Source organism: Allorhizobium sp. GW101-3B10 (genome assembly GCF_059424725.1).
The window spans coordinates 4170041-4195542 of record NZ_JBWKZR010000001.1 but is presented as its reverse complement, the minus strand read 5'-3'; the positions used below and the strand labels follow the sequence as shown (position 1 = coordinate 4195542).

Below are 25502 nucleotides of genomic sequence, written 5' to 3'. Positions count from 1 at the left end.
ACATCATTCGTTAGATATGGATAAAATTGCATGAGGAAAAAGAGGCGGCGCCGGATAAGTAAGAACGAAAAGGCAGAAAGACGGACTCGTCAGGTCCTCTTGAGCGAATGCCACCGGCGAACGTCCAAAATAAGGCGAAGGCTTCGTGCCGTTGCGTCAGCCGCCGTCGGCCTTTCCGAGGAAATCGGCGACGGAGGCGATGTCGGTCCGAGTGAAGAACGTCTCCCGCGATGCCTCAAGCGCAATGCGGCCGGCTTCGAGGAACAGCACGTCGGCGGCGAGCCGTGCCACCTCCTGCGGATCATGGCTGACGATGACGATCGTATGGCCCGTCTCGCGATGCAGGTCCAGCAGGAGGTCGGCCATCGCTGCCCGCAGGCCCGGATCGAGCGCCGCAAACGGCTCGTCGAGCAGCATGACCGGCTTCCTGCGCACCAGCGCCCGGGCAAAGGCCGCCCGCTGCCGTTCGCCGCCCGACAGCGTCGCCGGCAGGCGTTTCTCGTAGCCACCGAGCTCGACGCGGGCCAGCGCTTCGCTCACGGCCAGCCGGTCGCCCGGCTTCAGCCGCATCGCCGGGTCGATGCCGAGCCCGACATTGGTGAAGAGGTCGAGATGGGCAAAGAGGTTGTTGTCCTGGAACACCAGCGACACCGGGCGGTCGGCGGGCGAAAGCCGGCTCACGTCCTCATCTCCGATCAGCACGCGGCCTTGATCCGGCTGCTCGAAGCCGGCGATCAGGTTGAGGAGCGTCGACTTGCCCGAGCCGGACGGCCCGGCGACGGCTGTGATGACGCCCCTGGCAATGCGGCAGTCGAAATGGAATTCGGCCGATCCGAGTCTCAGCCGGACATCCTCGAGCACGACGGCGCTGGCATTCCTATCCGGCATGGCCTGTCTCCCTTCGCCGGGGCTCCGGCGTTCCCGCCAGGGCCAGCATCAGGCAGACGAGGCCGAGCAGAAGCGCCAGCCCGTCGGCATCCTGATTGCGATAGGCGCCCATCCGGCTGTAGATCAGCCACGGCAGCGTCGTGAGGTTTTCCGAGCCGAACAGCGCGACCGCGCCAAGATCGCCGAGCGACAGCGCCATGGCGAAGGACAGCGCCGTCAGGATCGGCCGGCGCAGCACCGGCCAGTCGATGAAGCGGAACCGGGCAAGGCCCCTGATCCCGAGACTGTCGGCGAGCCGGGCGCTGCGCAGCCGATGCGCCTCGAAGGCCGGCGAGAGCACCCGCATGGCAAAGGGCAGCGCCATCAGAGCATTGATGCCGACCACCACTCCGGCCGCATAGCGCGCCACGTCGCCCTGGGCGCGAAGCACCAGGAACCAGCCGGTGGCGAGAACCGCCGTCGGCACGAGCAGGACCAGTGAAGAGACCGCGGCAAGCGCGCCGGAAACGACGGTTGCCAGCGGCGGACGCCGCTTGCCGAGGGCAAGCGCCGCCCGGGCGCGGATGACCGCCACCCCGACCAGAACCGAGACCAGCGCCGCTGAAAATCCGATGACGAGACTGGTCGCGGCAGCGTCGAGCACCGCCCTGTCGGCGACAAGTCCCGCCAGGTTCGACCGGAGGCCGGCGAACACGACCTGTCCCAGCGGCAGGCCGAGGAAGAGCGCGCAAGCGAGGATCACCACGCCGTCGCGGAAGCGGGCAAGCGGCCTGCGCCCGTCGAAACGCTGCGCCACCGCGCCGAGCGTCGTGCCGGGATCGGCAGGCGCGGGGAAGAGCGCCATGGCCCCGAGGATCACCGCCGTCACGGCGATCTGCAGGAAGGCCAGCGCCACGGCCCGGGCCGGGTCGAAGTCCAGCCGCAAGGCCTGGTAGATGGCGACCTCGATGGTCGTGGCCGCCGGCCCGCCGCCGAGCACCAGGACGAGGGTGAAGCTGGTGGCGCACAGCATGAAGATCAGGCCGGCAATGCCGGGAATGACGCACCACAGCACCGGCCATTCGATGAAGCGGAAGACCGACAGCCGGCCCATGCCGAGGCTCGCGCCGGAGCGCCAGTATTCGGAGGGAACGCGCTCAATGCTCGCGAGCATCAGCCGCGCGGCGAGCGGCAGGTTGAAGAACACATGGGCGATCAGGATGCCCGAAAGCCCGTATATGCTGAAGCGTTCGCTCAATCCCAGCGCCGCCAGCATGTCGTTGACCACGCCCTGCCGTCCCCAGATGCCGACGATGCCGAGCGCGCCGATCAGCACCGGCAGGCCCATCGGCACGGCCATCAACCGGATCAGCCATTGGCGGCCGAAAAAGCGCGGCTGGCGGGCGAGCGCACGGGCCACCGGGATTGCGGCGGCGACCGAAATCAGCGTCGAAAACGCCGCCTGCAGGAGAGTGAACCACAAGACCCGGCGCACGACCGGATCACTGATGATCGTCGCAGCCGACGTCTCGCCGCCGACCGAAAGCAGCGAGGCGACCGCCGTCGCGACGAAACCGGCGATCAACGCCAGCACGAAAAGGCCGCCGGCGATCGCCGGCAGCCTCTCGTCCATCCGTGATCGCCGCAGAACCGCCATGCTCAGTTGAGCGTCATGGCGGAAAGCCACTCGTCGATCCAGGCCTTGCGATGCGTCGCCACCTCTTCCGGCGTCATCAGGAAGGTCTTTTCCGGCGAGACCAGCTTGCCGAAGGCCTCCGGCAGCGGTTCGGAGGTCGCGGCCGCCGGCATCATCCAGTTGTTCGTCGGGATGGTATCCTGGAAGCCGGGCGTGATCATGAAGGACAGGAACTGCCGCGCCAGGTCCTTCTGCGGCGCGCCCTTGAGCAGGCCCGCCACCTCGATCTGGATGTAATGCCCCTCGGAAAACGCCGCCGCCTGGTAGCGCTCGGTGTTCTCGGCCACCATGTGATAGGCCGGCGAGGTGGTGTAGGACAGCACCATCGGCGCCTCGCCCTTGGTGAAGAGGCCGTAAGCCTCCGACCAGCCCGGAGTGACGGTCAGCACGCGGCCCTTGAGCTTGGCCCAGGCCTCGTCCGCCTCGTCGCCATAGACCGACTTGACCCAGAGCAGCAGGCCGAGGCCCGGCGTCGAGGTCCGCGGATCCTCGATGACGATCTTGTCCTTGGGATCGCCCTCGACCAGGTCCTTCAGGCTCTTCGGCGGCGTCTTCATCGCCTCGGTGTCGTAGATCACCGCGAAGTGGCCGTAGTCATAGGGCACGAAGGCGTCGTCGGCAAAACCGCCGGGCACCTTGACCGCCGAGACGTCGATGCCGTGCGGTTCGAACAGCCCGGTCTGCTTGGCTTCCGCCACCAGGTTGGTGTCGAGGCCCAGCACCAGATCCGCCTTGGTGCCCGCGCCCTCGAGCTTCAGCCGGGTGAGCAGCGCCACGCCGTCGGCCACGCCGACGAAATCGACGGTGCAGTCGCAGGTCTTCTCGAAGGCTTCCTTGACCTTCGGCCCCGGACCCCATTCGGAGATGAAGCTCTCATAGGTATAGACGGTCAGCGTCTTGTCGGCGGCAACGGCCACAGAAGCGGTAAGCGCCAGCATGGCGAGCGCGGCAAGGCCGCGGCGAAGATGGAGATGTCGATGGGTCGGCATGAAGGGCCCTTCCTTTGCATGTTGAAAATTTGGGATAGGGCGTCTTCTGATGACACGCGTCTAATCCCTCCGCCGGTGTTAGCCGGATCAGGTTCCGCGGGTTGGCTGCAAAGCCTCTCAGCCGTCGATCCGTTTCCGGACTAAAGGCACCCCGTTAGAGCAGGAAGACACATAGCGTGGAGGCGGTCGCCTGGCAAGCGGCGGACAGGGAGGGGAGGTGCTGGGCGCGCCCGGCCTGTCATCATGCCGCAAACGCTTTGCCAATACATTCCCGCTAGACTGAAAGCCCGGCCCGCCGGATTCTAGCAGCCTCGCATGGACAAGCGTGGCAGGCATGGTATCTGGTATGTCCGATACGGCGAGACAAAGACTGCATGTTCAATACGGTATCCGATACCCCTATGCCCGCGCCTGAGAACGCTCCGCCGGTCGAACTCGGTTTCCGGCGGCAACTCGCCATCGCCAGTGCCTCCTTCTGGGCATCGCCGGTGCGCAACCGCATCCTGCTGCTCGCCACGGCCTTGCTGGCAATCATCCTGCTCACCGCCTATGGCCAGATCCTGCTCAACCGCTGGAACGCGCCCTTCTACAACTCGCTCGAGCGTCGCGATCTCGATGCCTTCGTCGTCGAGCTCGGCAATTTCGGCAAGATCGCCGGCTTCCTGCTGCTCCTGAACGTCACCCAGACCTGGCTCAACCAGATGACGGCGCTCTACATGCGCGAAGGCCTGGCCCGCAACGTCGTCGACGAATGGCTGACCGACCGCCGGGCCTATCGCCTGATGATGACGAGCCCGCTCGGCGTCAATCCCGACCAGCGCCTGCACGAAGACGCCCGCAAGCTGGCCGAGATGACCACGTCGCTGTCGATCGGCCTGCTGCAGGCCACCATCCTTCTGGTCAGCTTCATCGGCGTGCTTTGGCAGCTTTCGAGCGGCTTCGTCTTCCACTTCCGGGACTACAGCTTCTCGATCCCCGGCTACATGGTCTGGGGTGCCGTCGCCTATGCCGGTATCGCCTCGCTGTTCAGCCAGGTCGTCGGCTGGAAACTCACGCGCCTCAATGCCGAGCGCTACGCCAACGAGGCCGAGCTGCGCTTCTCGCTGATGCGCGCCAACGAAAATCTCGAGGCGATCGCTCTGGCCGGCGGCGAGGAGACCGAGCGCCGCCACATCCATGAAAAGCTCGACGCGGTGCTGCGCTCCATCCGCCACCTGGCCAGGGCGCTCACCAATCTCACCTGGGTCACCGCCGGTTTCGGCTGGCTGGCCATCCTGGTGCCGATCCTCATTGCCGCGCCCGCCTATTTCGCCGGCACCATGACCTTCGGCGGCCTGATGATGGCCGCCGCCGCCTTCAACCAGGTCCATTCGGCGCTGCGCTGGTATGTCGACAATTTCGGTGCGATTGCCGACTGGAAGGCGGCCTTGCTGCGTGTGTCTGCGCTGCGCGCCGCGCTGATCGACATGGACGACGGCCCCGCCGAAGGCCACATCGTCGTCCTGAAGGGCGAACCCGGACGGCTGACGCTCGAATCACTGGCGATCGCCTCGCGTGTCGACGGCGATTGCGCCCTCGACGGCTTCCGCATCAAGGAAGAAAGCCCCACCATCGTCGCCGGCCAGCGCGTGATGATCAACGGCGACCAGGGCGTCAACCGCAAGCTGCTGTTCAACGCCATTGCCGGGCTCTGGCCCTATGGCGAAGGCCGCATCCTGCTGCCGCAGGAAGACGACATCCTGTTCGTGCCGCAGCTCGAATACCTGCCCGAAGGCAAGCTCAGGAGCGTTCTCGCCTATCCGCTCGCCTCGGCCGGCTTCACCGACGAGGCGATGGTCGCGGCGCTCCGGCGCGTCGGCCTCTCCCGCATCGCCGGCAAGCTCGACGAGCGCGCCCGCTGGGACCGGCTGCTCGACAAGGACGAGCAGATGGCGCTGGCCTTCGCCAGCCTCATCCTGAGCAAGCCGCGCTGGATCGTGCTCAACGATGTTCTCGAAGGACTGGAACCGGACACCGTCACCACGCTGTCCGGCGTGCTGGCCGAGCTCTCCGACTCGACCATGATCTATATCGGCCGCTCCGGCGCCTTCTACGACACGCTGTCGCCGAACCTGCTGCATCTGGAGCGAATCAGCTGCGACAGGGAGCAGCCTGCACCGCAGTCATAAGCCACGGAGGCGGGGAGTGGCTCACATCCCCTCCGTCGCCCGCTAGGCTACGTCCTTCTTGTGTTCCTTATTGTCTGCACATTTCTGACGATCATTCTTCGCTGACGCCCATCGCGCCGGAGTGATCGCGCGGTTTTCGCAGCGTCTACCCCTCCAGTTCCTCGCGCAGCATTTCCAGCTCCAGCCATTCCTCTTCCATGCGGACGAGGTCGGCGCGCAGCTTTTCCGTCTCGGCGGCGAGCTTGTTGAAGGTCGCCTGGTCCTTGGCGAAGAGGTTCGGATCGGCCATCTTCGCCTCGCGGGCGGCGATGTCCTTCTGCGTCTTCTCCATCTCCTTCGGCAGGTTCTCCAGCGCGAACTTCTGCTTGTAGGAGAGCTTGCCGCGGGCCTTGCCGCCGCCATCGGCAGGCTTCGCAGCGCCGCCGTCGGACGACTTCGCCTTCTCGGCCCTGTCGGCGCGCTTGCGCTCGTCCTCGGCGCCCTTCTTCTGCGCCAGCATGTCGGAATAGCCGCCGGCATATTCGATCCAGCGGCCGTCCGGATGCTCCGGATCGGCTGGCGCGATCGTCGAGGTCACCGTGCGGTCGAGGAAGTCGCGGTCATGGCTGACCAGGATGACCGTGCCGGAATAGCCGGCGACGATTTCCTGCAAAAGGTCGAGCGTCTCGATGTCGAGGTCGTTGGTCGGTTCGTCGAGGATCAGCAGGTTCGACGGCTTGGCCATCATCCGCGCCAGCATCAGCCGGGCGCGTTCGCCGCCGGAGAGGTTCTTGATCGGGGTGCGCGCCTGCTCCGGCTGGAACAGGAATTCCTTCATGTAGCCGGTCACATGCTTCTGTTCGCCGTTGACCAGAAGGTTCTCGCCGCGCCCGTCGGTGAGGTAATGCGACAGCGTGTCCTCGAGGTTGAGGTCCTCGCGCTTCTGGTCGAGCACGGCGATCTCGAGATTGGTGCCGAGCTTGACCGTGCCGCTGTCGGGTTGCAGCTGGCCGGTCAGCATCTTGAGAAGCGTCGTCTTGCCGGCCCCGTTTGGGCCGATCAGGCCGATGCAGTCGCCGCGATGAACCCGGATCGAAAAGGGCGCGACGATGGTGCGGTCGCCATAGGCTTTTGTGATCTTCTCCGCCTCGATCACCAGCTTGCCGCTTTCGCGGCCTTCCGTGGCGCTCGCCTGGATCGTGCCCTGCGGTCCCTTGTGGCCGCGATATTCGGCCCGCAGGCTCTGCAGATTGCCGAGACGGCGCATGTTGCGCTTGCGCCTTGCGGTCACGCCGTAGCGCAGCCAGTGCTCCTCGCGCTGGATCTCCTTGCCGAGCTTGTGCTGCTCGATCTCTTCCTCTTCCAGCACCTTGTCGCGCCATTCCTCGAAATGACCGAAACCGCGGTTGAGTCGGCGCGACAGGCCGCGGTCGAGCCAGACGGTGGCGGTCGACACCTTCTCAAGAAAGCGGCGGTCGTGCGAGATCACCACCAGCGCGCTGCGGCTCTTGGCCAGCTCGCCTTCCAGCCATTCGATGGTCGGCAGGTCGAGATGGTTGGTCGGCTCGTCGAGCATCAGGATGTCGGGTTCCGGCGCCATGACGCGGGCAAGCGCCGCGCGCCTGGCCTCGCCGCCCGACAGGCTCGCCGGGTCTTCCTGGCCGGAAAGCCCCAGATGCTCGAGCAGATAGGTGACGCGATACGGATCGTCGCCCGGTCCGAGCCCCGCCTCGGCATAGGCCTGCACCGTCTTGTGCGCGCCGAAATCGGGCGCCTGCTCGAGATAGCGGATGGTGGCTGCCGGATGGCGGAACACCTCGCCCGACTGCGGCTCGACCATGCCGGCGGCGATCTTCATCAGCGTCGACTTGCCCGAGCCGTTGCGGCCGACCAGGCAGATGCGGTCGCCCGGCTCGACCTGCAGGCCGGCGCCGTTGAGAAGCGGTGCGCCGCCGAAGGAGAGCACGATGTCGTCGAGTTTGAGAATGGGTGGTGCCAAGGTCAAGCTCCGGAAAAATCGTAAGGGCGGGCAAGGACGACGGCATCGCCGCTTTTCAGCGAGAACCGCACGGGACCTTCCGCGACGTTGGAAATGGTGCGCGACGACCCGAAGGGCAGCGCGAAATCTTTGAGCGGATAGCGGGCATTGTCGATCGTCAGCCCGGCCAGCGGCGACAGGCCGAGGACCGAGAACAGCGAGCCCTTCGGCAGGTCGAGGGTAAAATCGTGCCCAAGCAGCGGAAAGGCCTCTTCGCTTCCCGACGTCATCATCACCTCAATACCGCCCTTGGCCAGCGCCACGCCCGACAGCAGATGCATCAGCGCATGGTCCGAGCGTTCGCCGCCGAGCGCGCCGGCCAGCACCAGGCGCCTTGCCCCGCGCGACAGCGCCTCTTCGACGGCGATCTCGCCGTCGGTCGCCGCCTTTTGCGCCGGATAGGGCAGGCGCGGCACGCCGGGAAAATCCTCGACCGGCAGATCGGCGGAACTGTCGAAGTCACCGACCCACAATTCCGGCGAAAGGCCGAGCGCTGCCGCGTGGCGCATGCCGCCGTCGGCCGCAATGGCGCGGCTTCCCGCGACCGCGGCTTTCAGCCGTTCGGTCGGGATGAGCGCCCCGCCGAGCAGGATGGTGAAGGTCGTGTCCGTCATGGATGTGCCCATAGCGCATATGGGCGGGGAAGGGAAAGGCCGATTGCTTGGCCCCTCGCCGCCTGACCGGGCGCCGGGCGCCGATCAGGCCGGGCACGACGCTTGGTCGTGGTATCGCTGAGCCCGATGGCGCCTAGCGCTTGGCGGTGCCGTCCTTGGAGGTTTCGGCATTCTTCAGCTGGCTGGCGAAGCCGGTCGCCTTCGGCGCATCGGCCTTGGTCTTGTCCTTCTTGGGTTTTCGGGCTTCGCGGTTCGAACGTACCTGACCTTTGGCCATGGGTGTCTTCCTTCGGTGAAGGATCGCGGGCCGCCCTTGATGGCGGCGCTCGATCGGGAACAGGTGATCTTCGGTCGGCTGGCGGTAGAAACTTCGTCTTCGAAGCGAATGCGGCGGGGGATGCCGTGTGCTTGGCAGGACCTGCCGGGAATGCGCCCGCCGCGGTCGCGAATGTGACTTTCTTGCCCACAGAGGCAAGTGTCGGAACACCAACGGGCGGCATGTGTCGCTGTGTTCAGCCTGTCAGATTCCAGCATTTTTACAAGCTTTATCTGCCGCGCCGCCACCGCCGCCGGCCGCCCCGCCATCTTGCACTGCACCCCTTGCGCCACTAGGTTCACCGCCAAGGATCAGCCAGGAAGACTCGAGCATGCAGTTCATCGGTACCGCCGACTATATCGCCGACAAGGACCTGATGGTCGCCGTCAACGCGGCCATCACGCTCGAGCGGCCGCTGCTCGTCAAGGGCGAACCCGGCACCGGCAAGACCGAGCTCGCACGACAGGTGGCGGCGGCGCTTGGCCTGGACATGATCGAATGGAGCATCAAGTCGACCACCAAGGCGCAGCAGGGCCTCTACGAATATGACGCGGTCTCGCGCCTGCGCGACAGCCAGCTCGGCGACGCACGGGTCAACGACGTCGGCAACTACATCCGTAAGGGCAAGCTCTGGCAGGCCTTCGCCGCCGGCCGCAAGACGGTTCTGCTGATCGACGAGATCGACAAGGCCGACATCGAGTTTCCCAACGACCTGCTTCAGGAACTCGACCGCATGGAATTCCATGTCTACGAGACCGGCGAAACGGTGAAGGCCGCCGTGCGCCCGATCGTCATCATCACCTCGAACAACGAGAAGGAACTGCCCGACGCGTTCCTGCGCCGCTGCTTCTTCCACTACATCCGCTTCCCCGACGCCGACACGCTGACCCGCATCGTCGAGGTCCACTATCCCGGCATCAAGCAGGCGCTGATCCGGGATGCGCTGACCCAGTTCTACGAGATCCGCGAGACGCCGGGCCTGCGCAAGAAGCCCTCGACCTCGGAAGCGCTCGACTGGATCCGCCTTCTGGTCGCCGAGGACGTCGACCCGGCCGACCTGCGCGCCGACCCGAAACAGGCCCTGCCCAAGCTCCACGGCGCCCTTTTGAAGAACGAGCAGGACGTGCACCTGTTCGAACGCCTGGCCTTCATGGCGCGGCGGGAGCGCTAGGCCGCAAGCGCTGAAGTCCCGATCGACTGGCTTCTGACCCACAGTATGCGGGATACCCCCCCTCTGCCCTGCCGGGCATCTCCCCCTCAAGGGGGGAGATCGGAACCTGGATATCGCCCGGATGCCGCAACCGCATGACTCAGATTCCGGCAACAGTTGCCGCTGGTATGCGGCCGAAGCCACCACAGATGACAAGACCCTCGCAACTTGCTCGGGCGTAGCGGTCAGGCGAGCGCCTGCCCCACGCCGATCTCCCCCCTTGAGGGGGAGATGTCCAGCAGGACAGAGGGGGGTGCCGCTCGCACCGACGCCGAGGACAGTCGCAACCACACCCAACCGGCCCATGACACGCAACAGACCGACCCCCATTGATTCGCCGCCCCAACAGGCGTAAATAACCGGCTGTCCCGTGGTGATTTGGCCGGCCGGCTTGCAGCCACGTTAAAGAAGTCGCTAAAGGGGCCGAGGAAAGTCGTCATTTTCCCGAGCACCGGTCGCGATTTCTCGCCGCCGGTTTTATTTTGCGGTTTTTCCGCCAATGCTGGGAATGAGAAACGATGCCGATCAGGATACCCGATACGCTGCCCGCCTTTGAAACCCTCGTCCACGAGGGCGTGCGGGTGATGACCGAGACGGTGGCCGTCCGCCAGGACATCCGCCCGCTGCAGATCGGCCTGCTCAATCTCATGCCGAACAAGATCAAGACCGAGGTCCAGTTCGCCCGCCTGATCGGCGCCTCGCCGCTGCAGGTCGAGCTTACCCTCGTGCGCGTCGGCGGCCACAAGGCCAAGAACACCTCGGAAGAACATCTCCTGTCCTTCTACCAGACCTGGGAAGAGGTGAAGGACCGCAAGTTCGACGGCTTCATCGTCACCGGCGCGCCGGTCGAGAACCTGGCCTATGAGGACGTCACCTACTGGAGCGAGATGCAGCAGATCTTCGACTGGACGGAAACCAACGTCCATTCGACGATGAACGTCTGCTGGGGCGCCATGGCCGCCATCTACCATTTTCACAAGGTGCCGAAGCACGCGCTGAAGCAGAAGGCCTTCGGCGTCTACCGCCACCGCAACCTGTCGCCGGCCTCCGTCTACCTCAACGGTTTTTCCGACGACTTCCAGGTCCCGGTATCGCGCTGGACGGAAGTGCGCCGAAAAGACATCGAGAAGCATCCGGACCTTGAGATCCTGATGGAATCCGACGAGATGGGCGTCTGCCTCGTGCACGAGAAGCGCGGCAACCGGCTCTACATGTTCAACCACGTCGAATATGATTCGACCTCGCTGGGCGAAGAGTATTTCCGCGACGTGAATGCCGGCGTGCCGATCAAGATGCCGCACGACTATTTTCCGCACAACGACCCGACGCTGACCCCGCTCAACCGCTGGCGCAGCCACGCCCATCTCCTGTTCGGCAACTGGATCAACGAGATCTACCAGACGACGCCCTACGACCTCAGCGAGATTGGCACCGGGCGCTGACATGGCGGCGACCGTCGACATCCGCCCCTTGCGCACGCAGGACGAAACCGCATGGCGCCGCCTGTGGAAGGCCTATCTCGCCTTCTACGAGACGGAGCTGCCGGAGGAGATCTACGCCCTGACCTTCGCCCGGCTGACCGGCGGCGCGCCGGGCGAATACCGCGGCCTTCTGGCATGGGTGGACGGCCGGCCGGTGGGCCTTGCCCACTATCTCTTCCATCGCTCCTGCTGGCACATCGACAACATATGCTATCTTCAGGACCTCTATGCCGACCCCGAGATCCGCGGCACCGGCATCGGCCGGGCCCTGATCGAGGCGGTAGACGAGCGGGCAAAGGCGGAAGGCGCAAGGGAGGTCTACTGGATGACGCAGGAATTCAACGCCACCGCGCGCCGCCTCTACGACCGCATCGCCGAGAAGACGCCGTTCATCGTCTACCAGCAGAATTTCTGACCTCGGATGTTCATTCCCTTTTTCCTCAAGCTCAAGGAAGCGCATGTCCCGGTCACGCTGAGGGAATTCCTCGCCCTTCTCGAAGGCATGGAAAAGGGGCTGGCCGACTTCGATACCGAAGCCTTCTACTTCCTCGCCCGCACGGCGCTGGTCAAGGACGAGCGCCATATCGACCGCTTCGACCGGGTCTTTGCCGAGATGTTCGGCGGGCTGGAGGCCCTGTCGGGTACCGATGGCGTCGAGACCGTGCCGATCCTCGAGGAATGGCTGAAGAAGCTCGCGGAAAAGCACCTGTCGGAGGACGACAAAAAGCTGGTCGAGGCGCTCGGCGGCTTCGACAAGCTGATGGAGACGCTGCGCCAGCGGCTTGCCGAGCAGGAGGGGCGCCACCAGGGCGGCTCGAAATGGATCGGCACCGCCGGCACCTCGCCCTTCGGCGCCTATGGCTACAATCCGGAAGGCGTGCGCATCGGCCAGCACGAAAGCCGTCACCGCCGCGCCGTGAAGGTCTGGGACAAGCGCGAATTCCGTAATCTCGACGACACGGTCGAACTCGGCACGCGCAACATCAAGGTGGCGCTTCGCCGCCTGCGCCGCTTCATCCGCGAGGGTGCGGCCGACGAATTCGACCTCACCGGCACCATCCGCGCCACCGCCGAACACGGCTATCTCGACGTGAAGACGCAGCCGGAGCGGCGCAATGCCGTCAAGCTCTTGATGTTCTTCGACATCGGCGGCTCGATGGACGACCATGTGCGAACCGTGGAGGAACTGTTCTCCGCCGCCCGTTCCGAATTCCGCCACATGGACTATTTCTACTTCCACAACTGCCCCTATGAGCGGGTCTGGAAGGACAATCGCCGCCGCATGGCCGAGGTCATCGGCACCGACGACATCATCCGCACCTTCGGCCCGGACTACCGGCTGGTCTTCGTCGGCGACGCATCGATGAGCCCCTACGAGATCAGCCATCCGGGCGGCTCCGTCGAACACTGGAACACCGAGGCCGGCGCCGTGTGGATCGACCGGCTGACGGCGCATTTCCGCCGCAGCCTGTGGATCAATCCCCTGAAGCAGGACTATTGGGGCTACACCCAGTCGGTCGGCATGATACGCCAGCTGATGGGAAACAGGATGTATCCGCTGACGCTCGGCGGGCTGGAAGACGCGGCGCGCGCGCTGGCGAGATAGACGGCGAAAGGCCGCAAACGGGGGAATGGCATGACCGGCAGGGAAATCTTCGGCACCACCTTTTCAGGCGAGACGGTCGAGCGGGTGACCCTGTCCGGCGGCGGGCTGACGGCACGCATCATCACCTTCGGCGCGGCGATCCAGGACCTGCGCCTTGCTGGCCATGACGCCCCGCTGGTGCTCGGTTTCGAGCGCTTCGAGGACTACGAGCAGCACTCCCCCTATTTCGGCGCCTCGCCCGGCCGCTGCGCCAACCGCATCGCCTGTGGCCGCTTCGCGATCGACGGCAAGGACTACCAGCTGGAGCTGAACGAGCGCGGCGTCACCCACCTGCATGGCGGCTCGACCGGCACCGGCCGGATGAACTGGACGATCGTCGACCAGGGCAGCGACCACGTGACGATGGAAGTCGTCGATCCCGATGGCCGCGCCGGCTATCCCGGCAACTGCACCATCCGCGCGATCTATGCGCTGAAGGACGAGGGCGTGCTGTCCGTGATCTATGAAAGCCGCACCGACCGCGCGACGCCGGTCAATGTCTGCCAGCACGCCTATTTCAACCTCGACGGCCGCAGCGACATCCTCGGCCACGACCTGATGATCGCCGCCGACCGCTATCTGCCGGTCGACCGCGACCTGATCCCGACCGGCGAGGTCCGGCCCGTCGCCGGCACGGCCTTCGATTTTCGCGAAATGGCGCCGATCGCGCGCCAGATCGACGGCAAGCAGGTCCCCTACGACCACAATTTCTGCTTGGCCGCCGAACGCGGGTCCAAGCATTCGGTCGCCCTTGCCCGCAGCATCAATTCCGGCGTGACGATGGAAGTGCGCACCACGGAACCCGGCGTACAGTTCTATGCCGGCGTCTATCTCGACGTGCCCGTCCCCGGCCTCGAAGGCCGTGTCTATGGCCCCTTCGCCGGCTTCTGCCTAGAAACCCAGGTCTGGCCGGACGCGATCAACCACGCCGATTTCCCCAAGGCCGTGCTGCACCCCGGCGAGGTGCTGCGCCAGGAAACCGACTACGTGTTTTCGAAAAGCTGAGTGCGACGCCGCGTCAGATGGCGGTGAAGCCGTTGTCGACGAAGAGATGCACGCCGTTGACGAAGGCCGAGTCGTCGCTGGCGAGGTAGAGCGCGGCCCGCGCCACGTCCTCCGGCTCGCCGATCCGGCCCTGCTGGGCGGCGATCGCCGCCTCCGAGACGTCGACGCCATGGGCGGTGAGTTCCGCCACTTCGCGCAGGCCGTGCGGCGTGCGGATGAAGCCGGGGCAGACCGCATTGCAGCGGATGTTGCGGTCGCGGAACTCGACGGCGATGGCGCGCGAGAACATGTGCACGGCGCCCTTGGTCGTGTCGTAGAGCACTTCCATCGGCGTTGCCGCCACCGCCGAAATCGACGAGGTGCAGACGATCGAGCCGCCGCCGGCGCCGATCATCCCGGGCAGCACCGCCTTGGTCATCAGGAACATCGAGCGCACGTTGACGGCATGCAGCCAGTCCCACTCCGTAAGCGTGGTTTCGAGGAAGGGCTTGATGACGATCGTGCCGGCATGGTTGAAGAGCACGGTGACCGGGCCGAAGGTCTCCTCGACCGCCTTGACCGCGGTATTGACCGCCCCCTCGTCGGATACGTCGGCAACGAAGCTTTCGGCCACCCCGCCCGCATCGCGGATGGACGCGACCGTCCTTGCCGCCTCCTCGCCGTTGCGGTCGATCACGGCGACCCTGGCGCCCTCGGCGGCAAAGAGCCGCGAGGCAGCCCCACCCATGCCGGTCGCGCCGCCGGAGATGATTGCGATCTTTCCTTCGAGCCTGCCGGCCATGTCCTGTCCCCCGCCTGAATGCCGGGTGGAACTATAGGACGAAAATCGAAAGGGGATAGCCGCTCGGGCCAAAAATCCGCACCACGCGGCACGACGCTTATGGCGTGTTTGCCTAGTATTTCTTCGTCATTATAGCAAGAGAAGAATTGGAGCGGGTGAGGCGATTCGAACGCCCGACCCCAACCTTGGCAAGGTTGTGCTCTACCCCTGAGCTACACCCGCTCATAACCTCGATCCGGGGGTAGACAGTGGATCGGGGGCCGTCCGTTTGTTGCGGCGACGGGCGCTATATGGCCCAACAACTTTTCAAATGCAACAGGGAAATGACGAATTTTCCGAGAAAAAATTGCGAACCCGGCGCCTGTCGCGCCAAAGCCCATGAAACGCGGGCTTTCGCAAAATCTCGGCGATTGCCAAGGCCGAAGCCCGGACGTATCACTCGCCGGCAAGGGCGTTCGCCCCGCCCGACCCCAGCCCCGATCCGCAGAAGAGACCGTTGATGACCACTGAGCCGAAGACCGCCGAAGACCTCTACCGCATGCTCGACGAACTCCACATCAAGCATGAGACGAAGCACCACGAACCGGTCTTCACGGTGGCCGAATCGGTGGCGCTGCGCGACGAGATCCCGGGCGGCCATACCAAGAACCTGTTCGTCAAGGACAAGAAGGACCGGTTCTTCCTGCTGACCGTCGAGGAGAATGCGGTGGTCGACCTGAAGACCGTGCACACGCTGATCGGCGCGGCCAGCAAGGTCTCCTTCGGCAAGCCGGAAAAGCTGATGGAATATCTCGGCGTCATCCCCGGCTCGGTCACCGTGTTCGGCGCGATCAACGACACCGGCCGCAATGTCACCTTCGTGCTCGACAAGGACCTGATGGAACATGACGTCATCAATGGCCACCCGCTGTCGAACGACGCCACCACCTCGATCGGCCGCGACGACCTCCTGCGCTTTCTCGAAGCGACGGGACACACGCCGCTTGTCTTGAAAGTCACGGCCTGACATACGATCTTAAGCGGAAAATTGGCCGGTGAGGCCTGAAGATGCGGGAGACGATCGATGAGCGACAACAGCAATCCCTATGGCGGCTACGGCGGCCAGATGACGGCCCAGGCGCATTTCGGCGGAGCCCCGGCCACGCCTGCCGCCCCTGTCGCTCTCGTCAAGGACACCACCACCGCGGGCTTTGCCAAGGACGTGCTGGAAGAATCGCGCAACCAGCCGGTCCTGGTCGATTTCTGGGCGCCCTGGTGCGGTCCCTGCAAGCAGCTCGCGCCGGTGATCGAGAAGGTCGTCGCCGAGGAGAAGGGCCGCGTCAAGCTGGTCAAGCTCAACATCGATGACCATCCCTCCATCCCCGGCCAGCTCGGCATCCAGTCGATTCCGGCCGTCGTCGCCTTCGTCAACGGCCGCCCGGTCGACGGCTTCATGGGTGCCGTGCCGGAGAGCCAGATCCGCCAGTTCATCGACAAGGTCGCCGGTCCCGCCGGCGCCGATCAGGCCGCCGAGATCGAAGCCGCGCTCGCGGAGGCAGGCACCCTTTTGGCCGGCGGCGACATCAACGGCGCGGCGCAGCTCTACGGCGCCGTCCTGCAGGCCGATCCGGACAATGCCAAGGCTGCGGCCGGCATGGGCGAATGCATGCTCGCCGCCGGCCAGCACGAGCGTGCCCGCGAGCTTGTCACCGGCATGCCCGACGAACACAGGAAGACACCGGAAGTCCAGGCAGTGTCCAAGAAGATCGAGCAGATGGAAGAAGCCCGCAAGCTCGGCGATCCGACCGCGCTCGAGCATGCGCTGGCGCTCAACCCGGACGACCACGAAGCGCGCCTGAAGCTCGCCAAGATCCTCAATGTGAGCGGCAAGCGGGAAGAGGCGGCCGAGCATCTGCTGCTGGTGATGAAACGCGACCGTACCTTCGACGACGACGGCGCGCGCCGCCAGCTGCTCGAATTCTTCGAAGCCTGGGGACCGAAGGATCCGGCAACCATCATGGCGCGCCGCAAGCTGTCGTCCATCCTGTTTTCGTGACGCTCGGGCACGCCCGCACCCTTGAGTTTTGGGCGCGGCGAACCACATTAGAGAGATATGCGACGGCCCGTTTCGGGCCGCGCGGAATGGGGTTCCCATGCAAGTCGGCAATGCCAGATATCTGACCGCAAACGACCTGCCGGAGATATTGCCGGTGTTTCCCATCGCCGGGGTTCTGCTCCTGCCCGGCGGCCAGCTGCCGCTCAACGTGTTCGAACCGCGTTATCTCGCCCTGTTCGATGCGGCAATGGCGGGCAATCGGCTGGTCGGCATGATCCAGCCCTCCCTCACCGAAGGCCTGACGGGCGACATCCTGCCCGAGCGCCCGGCGCTCTGTCAGGTCGGCTGCATCGGCCGCCTCACCTCGCTCACGGAAACCGGCGACGGCCGCTACATCACCTCGCTCGGCGGCGTCTGCCGATTCCGCCTGCTCGACGAGGTCAGCAGCACCAAGCCCTATCGCAGCTTCCACATCGCCCCCTTCATGGCCGACCTCAAGGGTGGGCCGGAAGAAGAGGCGAGCGTCGACCGTGCCGGCCTGCTCGCCGCCTTCCGCGCCTATCTCGACGCCAACAAGCTCGAGGCCGACTGGGAGAGCGTCGAGCGCGCCAGCAACCTCACCCTGGTCAATTCCCTGTCGATGATGTCGCCCTTCGGCCCGGCGGAAAAGCAGGCCCTGCTCGAAGCCCCCGACCTCAAGGCCCGCGCCGAGACGCTGGTGGCCATCACCGAGATCCTGCTCGCCCGCTCGTTCGGCGACGCCGACACGCGGCTCCAATAGGAAGGGACCCGGCATGGACGCGCGGATGAGCAAGGTCGACGTCAAGCTGCTGGAACTGCTCGTCTGCCCGCTGACGCAGGGCCGGTTGAGCTACGACCGGGAACGCAACGAACTGATCTCCGAACGCGCCCGCCTCGCCTACCCGATCCGCGACGGCATTCCGATCATGCTGGTGTCGGAAGCCCGCAAGATCGAGGAATAGTGGGGCCCAGGGGTCAGGAGGCCGCCACGCACAGCGCCCCCGCATGGGCTTCGGCTGGGTGCGAACCTTCCATCCTTGACTGATTCCTTGGCGCCGCACCGGCTCCGACGACGTCTCACACACCTCTGCCTCTGACATCGCGTCTGCCCCTCACCCTGACCCTCTCCCCGCAAGCGGGGAGAGGGGACGGCCAGCGTTGTGGACGCCACGGGTGCGACGTCAGCGGTGGCGTCACGGCGGTGCCGCTTGTTCCTTCTCCCCGTTTATGGGGGTGAGGAATGGTCGGCGAAGCCGACGAAACGATCCAGCGAATCGTTTCGAATGACGAACGCCCTGAGCCCAAGCGAAGGGCCGGCAGAGGTGCCGGCAGGCGGATGAGGGGCAAACGGCGCCGAATGTCGCTGCTTCAGAAGGGGCTTCGCGGCGGAACGGCAGGAACACCTCTCGCCATATCCAACGACATCTCCGCCTCAGATCGTCTCGCCGGCCAGAAGCTTCGGCCGGCCGCCGTCGCCGGTGCCCGCGGCCTCGCGGATGAAATAGGATTTCAGCCCCGGCAGCCGGTCGACCAGGCCGAGGCCGACGTCGCGCATCACTCTCAGCGGCGTGAAATCGTTGGAGAACAACCGGTTCAGCACGTCGGTGGTGACGCCCATGCGGAACGTATCGAAGCGGCGCCAGGTCTGGTAACGCTCCAGCACGGTGAGATCGCCGATGTCGAGCCCCAGCCGGTCGGCCTCGACGATCGTTTCGGCCAGCGCCGCAACGTCCTTGAAGCCGAGATTGAGCCCCTGGCCGGAGATCGGGTGGATGCCGTGCGCCGCGTCGCCGGCCAGCGCGATGCGCGGGGCGACGAAGGCGCGCGCCAGCGTCAGGCCGAGCGGAAAGGCGCGCCGGTCGCCGGTCGCGCGGATCGGGCCGAGCTTGTGGCCGAAGCGGCGTTCCAGTTCCTCCTCGAACACCAGGTCGTCCGCGGCCACCAGCCGGTCGGCGTCCGCCGTGCGCTCCGTCCAGACCAGCGACGAGCGGTTGCCCTTGAGCGGCAGGATGGCGAACGGGCCGGAGGGAAGGAAATGTTCCTCGGCGCAGCCCTCGTGCGGCCGCTCGTGCTCGACCGTCGTGACGATGCCCGACTGGCCGTAGTCCCAGGTGACCGTCTTGATGCCGGCCATGTCGCGCAGCTTGGAGCGCACCCCGTCGCAGGCGACGACGAGGCGCGTCGACAGCACGCTGCCGTCCGACAAGGTCAGCTCCGCCGCCGGCCCCAGGTTCCTGAACCCGGTCGCCCGCACGCCGTGGCGGATCCGGATGCCCAAAGCCTCGCAGACCTCGCGCAGCGCGCCGACCATGGCGACATTGGGGATCATGTGGGCGAAGGGCCGTCCCTCCTCCACCGCGCCGTCGAAGGTGAGGAAGACCGGGCGAACCGGATCGGAGGTCCTGGAATCGGTGACGATCATCTTCGTGATCGGCTGCGCTTCGGGTTCGATGCGGTCCCAGATGCCGAACACCTCGAGCATCTTGGACGCCGCGGCGATGATCGCCGAGGCGCGCGGATCCTTCTTCCAGGCGTTTTCCGGCGCCGCCTCGATCACCTCGACGGTGAGATGCGGCGCTGCCTGCTTGACTGCGACGGCGACCGACAGGCCGACATAGCCACCACCGACGATCAGCAAATCCAGCATGGCGAACTTCCTTTGCCCTTGTGCATATCCTTGCTCCTATATAGATCAGCCTTGAACTAGTTCCTACAGCCGGAGCCGTGCAAACATGTCGAAATCGAGCGAAAAACCGAGCACCATGGATCGGCTGATCGAGACGCTGAACGTCGAGAAGCTCGAGGAGAACCTGTTTCGCGGCATGAGCCCGCAGAATGGCTGGCAGCGGGTTTTCGGCGGCCAGGTGATCGCCCAGGCGCTGATGGCGGCGCAGTGCTGCGTCGACAGCGACCGCCACGTCCACTCCCTGCACGCCTATTTCGTCCGCCCCGGCGACCCCTCGGTGCCGATCATCTTCCAGGTCGAGCGCACCCGCGACGGCTCGAGCTTCACCACCCGCCGCGTCGTCGCCGTGCAGCACGGCAAGACCATCTTCGCCATGTCCTGCTCGTTCCAGATCGAGGAACCGGGCTACGACCACCAGATGGTGATCCCCAAGGTGCCGCAGCCCGAGGAACTGATGGGCGAGGCCGAATTCCGCGAGGTCTTCCTCGCCCAGGCGCCGGAGACGGTGAAGCGCTACTGGGGCCGCGAGCGCCCGATCGAGATCCGCCCGGTATCGCTCACCCACTATATCAGCGACGAGAAGCTCGAGCCCAATGCGCATATCTGGGTCCGCACCACGGGCCCGGTTCCGGACGACCGCCACTACCAGTCGGCGGTGCTGGCCTATCTCTCCGACATGACCCTGCTCGACACCTCGCTCTATCCGCACGGAACCTCGATCTTCAATCCGGAAATCCAGCCCGCCAGCCTCGACCACGCCATGTGGTTCCACCGCCCCTCGAAGCTCGACGACTGGCTGCTCTATACTCAGGACAGCCCGAGCGCGTCCGGGGCCCGCGGCATGACCCGCGGCAGCATCTACGGCCGTGACGGCACCCTCGTCGCCTCGGTTGCCCAGGAAGGGCTGATCCGCAAAAGGGCAGACGCCTAAAATCTGAACATTTTGCCAAATTTGCTCATTTTTTGTGCGATTATCCGCCGATCAAATGCACATTTATTAGATCGCCTCCCTATAGTCTTTAGATTTCAATAACTTATTAGACCACTTCCAACTGGCACATACTTTGAATGTAGCTCTGCAGTCGCTCGGCGTTTTCTCTCGCCGGGGGCAGGAGAGTCGGCTGGGGCCGAGGACAAGCAAAGGATGGGAACCAGATGAAGATTGTGATGGCCATCATCAAGCCGTTCAAGCTGGATGAGGTGCGCGAAGCCCTCACGGCTGTTGGCATTCAGGGCCTGACCGTGACCGAAGTGAAGGGTTACGGCCGCCAGAAGGGGCACACCGAGATCTATCGCGGCACCGAATACGCGGTGAGCTTTCTGCCGAAATTGAAGATCGAGATCGCCGTCTCGTCCGAACTCGCGGACAAGGCGGTTGAGGCGATCGCCACGTCCGCCAAGACCGGCCAGATCGGCGACGGCAAGATCTTCGTCTACTCGATCGACCAGGCGGTGCGCATCCGCACCGGCGAAACCAATTCTGAAGCTCTGTAAGAACGGCTGTTAGGGGAGTTGTTACTGATGTCACTTTCTAAGTTGAATTCACATTTCGTGCGCCTTGGCGCCGCGTCGGCAGCGTTGCTGGCGCCGGTCGTCGCCTTCGCGCAGGAAGCCGCCCCGGCCGCTGCCGAAGCTGTTGCCGCCGTTCCGGTTCCGGACAAGGGCGACACCACCTGGATGCTGATCTCGTCGGCCCTGGTTCTGTTGATGACTGTCCCGGGCCTTGCCCTGTTCTACGGCGGCCTTGTGCGCAGCAAGAACATGCTCTCGGTCGCCATGCAGGTGATGATGATCGCGGCCGTCGCCATGCTCTTGTGGGTGACCTATGGCTACACCGTCGCCTTCACCGCCGGCGGCGGGATGAACGCCTTTTTCGGCGGCTTTTCCAAGCTCTTCCTCGCTGGCGTCACGACCTCGACGACCGTTGAGACCTTCTCGAAGGGCGTCGTCATTCCGGAACTGACCTTCGTCATCTTCCAGATGACCTTTGCCGCCATCACCCCCGGCCTCATCATCGGCGCCTTCGCCGAGCGCGTGAAGTTCTCCGCCGTGATTCTCTTCACCATCCTGTGGCTCACCTTCATCTACTTCCCGATCGCGCACATGGTCTGGTTCTGGGGTGGTCCGAGCGCCTATGCCGACCCGGCCGGCCTGATCTTCGGCTTCGGCGCGATCGACTTCGCCGGCGGCACCGTCGTTCATATCAATGCAGGCATCGCTGGTCTGGTCGGCGCCCTCATGGTCGGCAAGCGCACCGGTTACGGCAAGGACATGATGGCTCCGCACTCGATGACGCTCACCATGGTCGGCGCTTCCCTGCTGTGGGTCGGCTGGTTCGGCTTCAACGCCGGTTCCAACCTGGAATCGAACGGCTATGCCGCCCTCGCCATGATCAACACCTTCGTCGCCACCGCCGCCGCGATCGTCTCCTGGGCCATCATCGAGACCTTCACCCGTGGCAAGGCATCGATGCTGGGTGCCGCATCGGGCGCGGTCGCCGGCCTCGTCGTCATCACCCCTGCCGCCGGCTTCGTCGGCCCGATGGGCGCGATCGTCATGGGCCTGATCGTCTCGCCGGCCTGCTACTTCTTCGTCTCCACGGTGAAGAACAAGTTCGGCTATGACGACACTGCCGACGTTTTCGGCGTTCACTGCATCGGCGGCATCATCGGTGCCCTCCTGACCGGCGTATTCGTCAATCCGGCCCTCGGTGGCGCAGGCATTGTCGACTACTCGACCGCCGACTTCGCTGCTACCTACGCCGGCACCGCCACCCAGGTCTTCAACCAGTTCAAGGGCGTTCTCGTCACCCTGGTCTGGTCGGGCGTCGGCTCGGCGATCCTCTACAAGATCGTCGACGTGATCGTCGGCCTGCGCGTCCCGGTCGAAGCCGAGCGCGAAGGTCTCGACCTCGCCTCGCACGGCGAAGCAGCCTACCACTCCTGAGCCCTTCGCCGCGCCGGTTCGCCGGCGCGGCCCTCCACCCGTTGCGGCCACCGAAAGGTGCGCCGGACTCGCCCGGACCTCACGGTCCGGGTTTTTTTATGCCTCGCGCCGGCCCGCGCGCGCGACGCCATGGTTAATGCGCCATTAACCCTCGCGCATGTACTGTGCCGAAGAGCCATGGTCGGGCGCATTCGCGCGTCCGGCCGACTTCGGGCAGCATGCAGGCACACGGATGGGCAGACAGATGAACAGAGGCAATTCCGCAGCGATGGAGGAACAGCCCGGCCGCTTCGCGCTCAGCGCGTTCGTGGTTCGCCAACTGCTGGCGCTGCTGGGCATCGTGCTTTTCCTCGGCCTCGTGCTGGCGGTCGCGGCGCTGGCCAGCTGGAACGTCGCCGATCCGAGCCTCTCCTACGCCACCGCCAACGAACCGACCAACATTCTCGGCTATGGCGGCGCGGTCTTTTCCGACATCATGCTGCAATTCTTCGGCCTTTCGAGCCTTCTGGCGCTGCTGCCGGTACTCGCCTGGTCGCTGGCGCTGATCACCGGCCGCCCGCTGTCGCGCGTTCCCGCGCGCCTCGGCGCCTGGGCCGTCGGCTCGATCGTCGCCTCGGCCGTGGTCGGCTGCTTCCCGCCGCCCACCACCTGGCCGATCCCCAACGGCATCGGCGGGGTCTTCGGCGACATGATCCTGCGTTTCCCCGGCCTGTTCATCGGCTCCTATCCCACCGGCACCTTCTCCATGATCCTCGGGGCGCTGCTCGCCCTGCCGGCCGCCTGGTTGCTGCTGTTTGCCTCCGGCCTGATCGGCCGCGAGAGCATCGACGGCGATGCGGACGAGATCGCCCCGGCCGAGCGCCGCAAGCCCGCAGCCCGTCCGGCGGAGGACGACGAAGAGGACGATCGCGAAGGTCCGATCGCGCTTGCGCTGGGCGCCTTCGCCCACAACTGGTATACGCTGAGAGCCCGCGCCCGCCGCCTGCTCGGCCTGAAGCCGAAGGAGCGCAGCCGCCGTTTCGAACAGCCCTATGATTTCAACGAGGACGAGTTCGGCACGCTGAACGAGCCGGTGCGGCCGAAGGCCCCGACCGCGCTCGAGCGCCGGGAACCGTCGCTCGACGCAGCACCCTTTGCCGCATCCCGGGTCGCCCCGCCCTCCCGCCATATCGTCTCGCCGCCGCCGATCTCCGGCGATATCGACGACGATTTCGACGACGACCAGCCCTTCGACCTCGACGGGATGCCCCGCCCGGCCGGCATCCTGCCCGACGACGGCGGCTGGACGCCCTCGCCGGTCACCGGCTCCCCCCGCGCCGCCGCCTCGCCGCGGGTCGTGGCACCCGCCGCGCGTCCGAAGCCCGGCGCCCGCGTCGAGCGCGACGCCCAGGGCATGCTGCTGAAGCCCGAGGGCTTCCAGCTCCCCTCGGTCCACCTGCTGACCGAGCCCAAGGCGATTGCCCGCGACGCCACCCTTTCGGCAGACGCGCTGGAACAGAATGCCCGCATGCTGGAAGGCGTGCTGGAGGATTTCGGCGTCAAGGGCGAGATCATCCAGGTCCGTCCCGGCCCGGTCGTCACCCTTTACGAACTCGAGCCGGCACCCGGCATCAAGTCGTCGCGCGTCATCGGCCTGGCCGACGACATCGCCCGCTCGATGAGCGCCATCGCCGCCCGCGTCGCCGTCGTGCCTGGCCGCAACGCGATCGGCATCGAACTGCCGAACCAGACGCGCGAAACCGTCTATCTGCGCGAACTGATCGGCAGCCGCGACTTCGACGGCAACAAGGCCAAGCTCGCCATGGCGCTCGGCAAGACCATCGGCGGCGAACCGGTCATCGCCGACCTCGCCAAGATGCCCCACCTGCTCGTCGCCGGCACCACCGGCTCGGGCAAGTCGGTCGCCATCAACACCATGATCCTGTCGCTGCTCTACCGGCTGTCGCCGGAGAAATGCCGGCTCATCATGATCGACCCGAAAATGCTCGAACTCTCCGTCTATGACGGCATTCCGCACCTGCTCTCGCCGGTCGTCACCGACCCGAAGAAGGCCGTTGTCGCGCTCAAGTGGACGGTGCGCGAGATGGAAGAGCGCTACAAGAAGATGTCGAAGATCGGCGTGCGCAACATCGACGGCTTCAACAGCCGCGTCGAGCAGGCGCTGGCCAAGGGCGAGGTCCTCACCCGCACCGTCCAGACCGGCTTCGACCGCCAGACCGGCGAGGCGATCTACGAGACAGAGGAGTTCGACCTCCAGCCGATCCCCTATATCGTCGTCATCATCGACGAAATGGCCGACCTGATGATGGTCGCCGGCAAGGACATCGAAGGCGCCGTGCAGCGGCTGGCCCAGATGGCCCGCGCCGCCGGCATCCACGTCATCATGGCGACCCAGCGTCCCTCGGTCGACGTCATCACCGGCACGATCAAGGCCAATTTCCCGACCCGCATCTCGTTCCAGGTCACCTCCAAGATCGACAGCCGCACCATTCTCGGCGAACAGGGCGCCGAACAGCTGCTCGGCATGGGCGACATGCTCTACATGGCCGGCGGCGGCCGCATCCAGCGTGTCCACGGCCCCTTCGTCTCCGACACGGAAGTCGAGGAGATCGTCGCCTACTTGAAGACGCAGGGATCGCCCCAATATCTGGAAGCGATCACCGTCGACGATGATGAAGACGAGGATGGCGGCGGCCCCGTCGGCACGTCCAACCTCGGTGATTCGGACGACCCTTACGACCAGGCCGTGGCGATCGTCCTGCGCGACGGCAAGGCTTCGACCTCCTACGTCCAGCGCCGTCTCGGCATCGGCTACAACCGCGCCGCCTCGCTGATCGAACGCATGGAGAAGGAAGGGATCATCAGTGCGGCGAACCACGCCGGCAAGCGCGAGATCCTCGTGCCGACCGAAGCCGACATCATCGAGCGGTGAACCAAGCGGCCCGCCGGGGCGTTGCCTGCCTGGCGCGCCCGATGGTCGCACCGCGTTTCGCCCGCTCGGCCATGAAGACGCCGTCTTCTTCGG

21 protein-coding genes, 1 tRNA gene, 1 pseudogene and 2 riboswitches are annotated in these 25502 nt (G+C 65.4%); of the genes and pseudogenes, 14 read left to right on the top strand and 9 right to left on the bottom strand.

The genetic code is table 11. The annotated features are described in order from the left end of the window. Positions 1-156 precede the first annotated feature (156 nt). From AC07Y0_RS20640 to thiB, 3 genes are read right to left on the bottom strand one after another with little or no spacing between them, the layout of a single operon-like run. Positions 157-888 (bottom strand): thiamine ABC transporter ATP-binding protein, encoded by a 732-nt coding sequence (locus AC07Y0_RS20640; RefSeq protein ID WP_498679531.1) that lies wholly within the window; start codon positions 886-888, stop codon positions 157-159. After that, positions 878-2500, bottom strand: a complete 1623-nt coding sequence (gene thiP / locus AC07Y0_RS20635) for a thiamine/thiamine pyrophosphate ABC transporter permease (protein WP_498679530.1) — start codon at positions 2498-2500, stop codon at positions 878-880. The genes AC07Y0_RS20640 and thiP overlap by 11 nt, the downstream gene beginning before the upstream one ends. Before the next feature lie 26 nt (positions 2501-2526). Then, positions 2527-3501, bottom strand: coding sequence for a thiamine ABC transporter substrate binding subunit (gene thiB, locus AC07Y0_RS20630; protein WP_498680293.1), 975 nt, complete (start codon positions 3499-3501; stop codon positions 2527-2529). A gap of 98 nt (positions 3502-3599) precedes the next feature. Further along, a riboswitch (TPP riboswitch) is annotated at positions 3600-3716 on the bottom strand. 210 nt (positions 3717-3926) lie between these two features. On the opposite strand from thiB, the gene AC07Y0_RS20625 reads away from it, so the two are divergent. Further along, positions 3927-5720 carry an ABC transporter ATP-binding protein/permease gene (locus tag AC07Y0_RS20625; protein WP_498679529.1) on the top strand — a complete coding sequence of 598 codons (1794 nt, stop codon included), beginning with the start codon at positions 3927-3929 and terminating at the stop codon, positions 5718-5720. Positions 5721-5865: 145 nt separating this feature from the next. Here AC07Y0_RS20625 and AC07Y0_RS20620 read toward each other — a convergent pair whose 3' ends face one another. The 3 genes from AC07Y0_RS20620 to AC07Y0_RS20610 form a co-directional block, all read right to left on the bottom strand. Beyond that, positions 5866-7698, bottom strand: coding sequence for an ABC-F family ATP-binding cassette domain-containing protein (locus tag AC07Y0_RS20620; protein ID WP_498679528.1), 1833 nt, complete (start codon positions 7696-7698; stop codon positions 5866-5868). Positions 7699-7700: 2 nt separating this feature from the next. After that, positions 7701-8351, bottom strand: a complete 651-nt coding sequence (locus AC07Y0_RS20615; RefSeq protein WP_498679527.1) for a thiamine diphosphokinase — start codon at positions 8349-8351, stop codon at positions 7701-7703. A gap of 133 nt (positions 8352-8484) precedes the next feature. Further along, a complete protein-coding gene (locus AC07Y0_RS20610; RefSeq protein ID WP_169734075.1) occupies positions 8485-8628 on the bottom strand; it encodes a hypothetical protein in 144 nt (47 codons plus the stop codon). Positions 8629-8998: 370 nt separating this feature from the next. Between AC07Y0_RS20610 and AC07Y0_RS20605 the strand changes: the two genes are divergently transcribed. The 5 genes from AC07Y0_RS20605 to AC07Y0_RS20585 all read left to right on the top strand — a co-directional run bounded on the left by AC07Y0_RS20605 (position 8999) and on the right by AC07Y0_RS20585 (position 14008). After that, entirely contained in the window at positions 8999-9838 is an 840-nt protein-coding gene (locus AC07Y0_RS20605; protein WP_498679525.1) for an AAA family ATPase, read from the top strand. A gap of 399 nt (positions 9839-10237) precedes the next feature. Next, a riboswitch (SAM riboswitch) is annotated at positions 10238-10316 on the top strand. A 79-nt stretch (positions 10317-10395) separates the two neighbouring features. Beyond that, positions 10396-11319 carry a homoserine O-acetyltransferase MetA gene (gene metA, locus AC07Y0_RS20600; protein ID WP_498679524.1) on the top strand — a complete coding sequence of 308 codons (924 nt, stop codon included), beginning with the start codon at positions 10396-10398 and terminating at the stop codon, positions 11317-11319. A gap of 1 nt (position 11320) precedes the next feature. Beyond that, positions 11321-11773, top strand: a complete 453-nt coding sequence (locus AC07Y0_RS20595) for a GNAT family N-acetyltransferase (protein WP_498679523.1) — start codon at positions 11321-11323, stop codon at positions 11771-11773. Positions 11774-11779: 6 nt separating this feature from the next. Next, on the top strand, positions 11780-12964 hold the full coding sequence (locus tag AC07Y0_RS20590; RefSeq protein ID WP_498679522.1) for a vWA domain-containing protein: 1185 nt from the start codon (positions 11780-11782) through the stop codon (positions 12962-12964). A gap of 30 nt (positions 12965-12994) precedes the next feature. Then, on the top strand, positions 12995-14008 hold the full coding sequence (locus AC07Y0_RS20585) for an aldose epimerase family protein (RefSeq protein ID WP_498679521.1): 1014 nt from the start codon (positions 12995-12997) through the stop codon (positions 14006-14008). A gap of 13 nt (positions 14009-14021) precedes the next feature. Here AC07Y0_RS20585 and AC07Y0_RS20580 read toward each other — a convergent pair whose 3' ends face one another. After that, the gene (locus AC07Y0_RS20580; RefSeq protein WP_498679520.1) at positions 14022-14789 is read right to left on the bottom strand and encodes an SDR family NAD(P)-dependent oxidoreductase; all 768 of its coding nucleotides are present in this window, start codon (positions 14787-14789) and stop codon (positions 14022-14024) included. Positions 14790-14936: 147 nt separating this feature from the next. Further along, positions 14937-15011: transfer RNA gene (locus AC07Y0_RS20575), tRNA-Gly, on the bottom strand. 277 nt (positions 15012-15288) lie between these two features. Between AC07Y0_RS20575 and AC07Y0_RS20570 the strand changes: the two genes are divergently transcribed. From AC07Y0_RS20570 to AC07Y0_RS20555, 4 genes are all read left to right on the top strand, one after another. Next, on the top strand, positions 15289-15795 hold the full coding sequence (locus tag AC07Y0_RS20570; RefSeq protein ID WP_498679519.1) for a prolyl-tRNA synthetase associated domain-containing protein: 507 nt from the start codon (positions 15289-15291) through the stop codon (positions 15793-15795). A gap of 57 nt (positions 15796-15852) precedes the next feature. After that, positions 15853-16824, top strand: coding sequence for a thioredoxin (gene trxA, locus AC07Y0_RS20565; protein ID WP_498679518.1), 972 nt, complete (start codon positions 15853-15855; stop codon positions 16822-16824). A gap of 97 nt (positions 16825-16921) precedes the next feature. Next, positions 16922-17605 (top strand): LON peptidase substrate-binding domain-containing protein, encoded by a 684-nt coding sequence (locus AC07Y0_RS20560; RefSeq protein ID WP_498679517.1) that lies wholly within the window; start codon positions 16922-16924, stop codon positions 17603-17605. Between the two features lie 13 nt (positions 17606-17618). Then, positions 17619-17807, top strand: a complete 189-nt coding sequence (locus AC07Y0_RS20555) for a Trm112 family protein (protein WP_028737785.1) — start codon at positions 17619-17621, stop codon at positions 17805-17807. Between the two features lie 470 nt (positions 17808-18277). Here AC07Y0_RS20555 and AC07Y0_RS20550 read toward each other — a convergent pair. Beyond that, a pseudogene (locus AC07Y0_RS20550) lies at positions 18278-19495 on the bottom strand (ubiquinone biosynthesis hydroxylase); the annotation flags it as partial. An 82-nt stretch (positions 19496-19577) separates the two neighbouring features. On the opposite strand from AC07Y0_RS20550, the gene tesB reads away from it, so the two are divergent. From tesB to AC07Y0_RS20530, 4 genes are all read left to right on the top strand, one after another. Continuing rightward, positions 19578-20462 (top strand): acyl-CoA thioesterase II, encoded by an 885-nt coding sequence (tesB, locus tag AC07Y0_RS20545; RefSeq protein ID WP_498679516.1) that lies wholly within the window; start codon positions 19578-19580, stop codon positions 20460-20462. A 224-nt stretch (positions 20463-20686) separates the two neighbouring features. After that, positions 20687-21025, top strand: a complete 339-nt coding sequence (locus AC07Y0_RS20540; protein ID WP_498679515.1) for a P-II family nitrogen regulator — start codon at positions 20687-20689, stop codon at positions 21023-21025. Between the two features lie 27 nt (positions 21026-21052). Beyond that, positions 21053-22477, top strand: coding sequence for an ammonium transporter (locus AC07Y0_RS20535; protein ID WP_498679514.1), 1425 nt, complete (start codon positions 21053-21055; stop codon positions 22475-22477). Between the two features lie 244 nt (positions 22478-22721). Further along, complete coding sequence (locus AC07Y0_RS20530) at positions 22722-25409, top strand: DNA translocase FtsK (RefSeq protein WP_498679513.1); 2688 nt, start codon at positions 22722-22724, stop codon at positions 25407-25409. Positions 25410-25502: the final 93 nt, after the last annotated feature.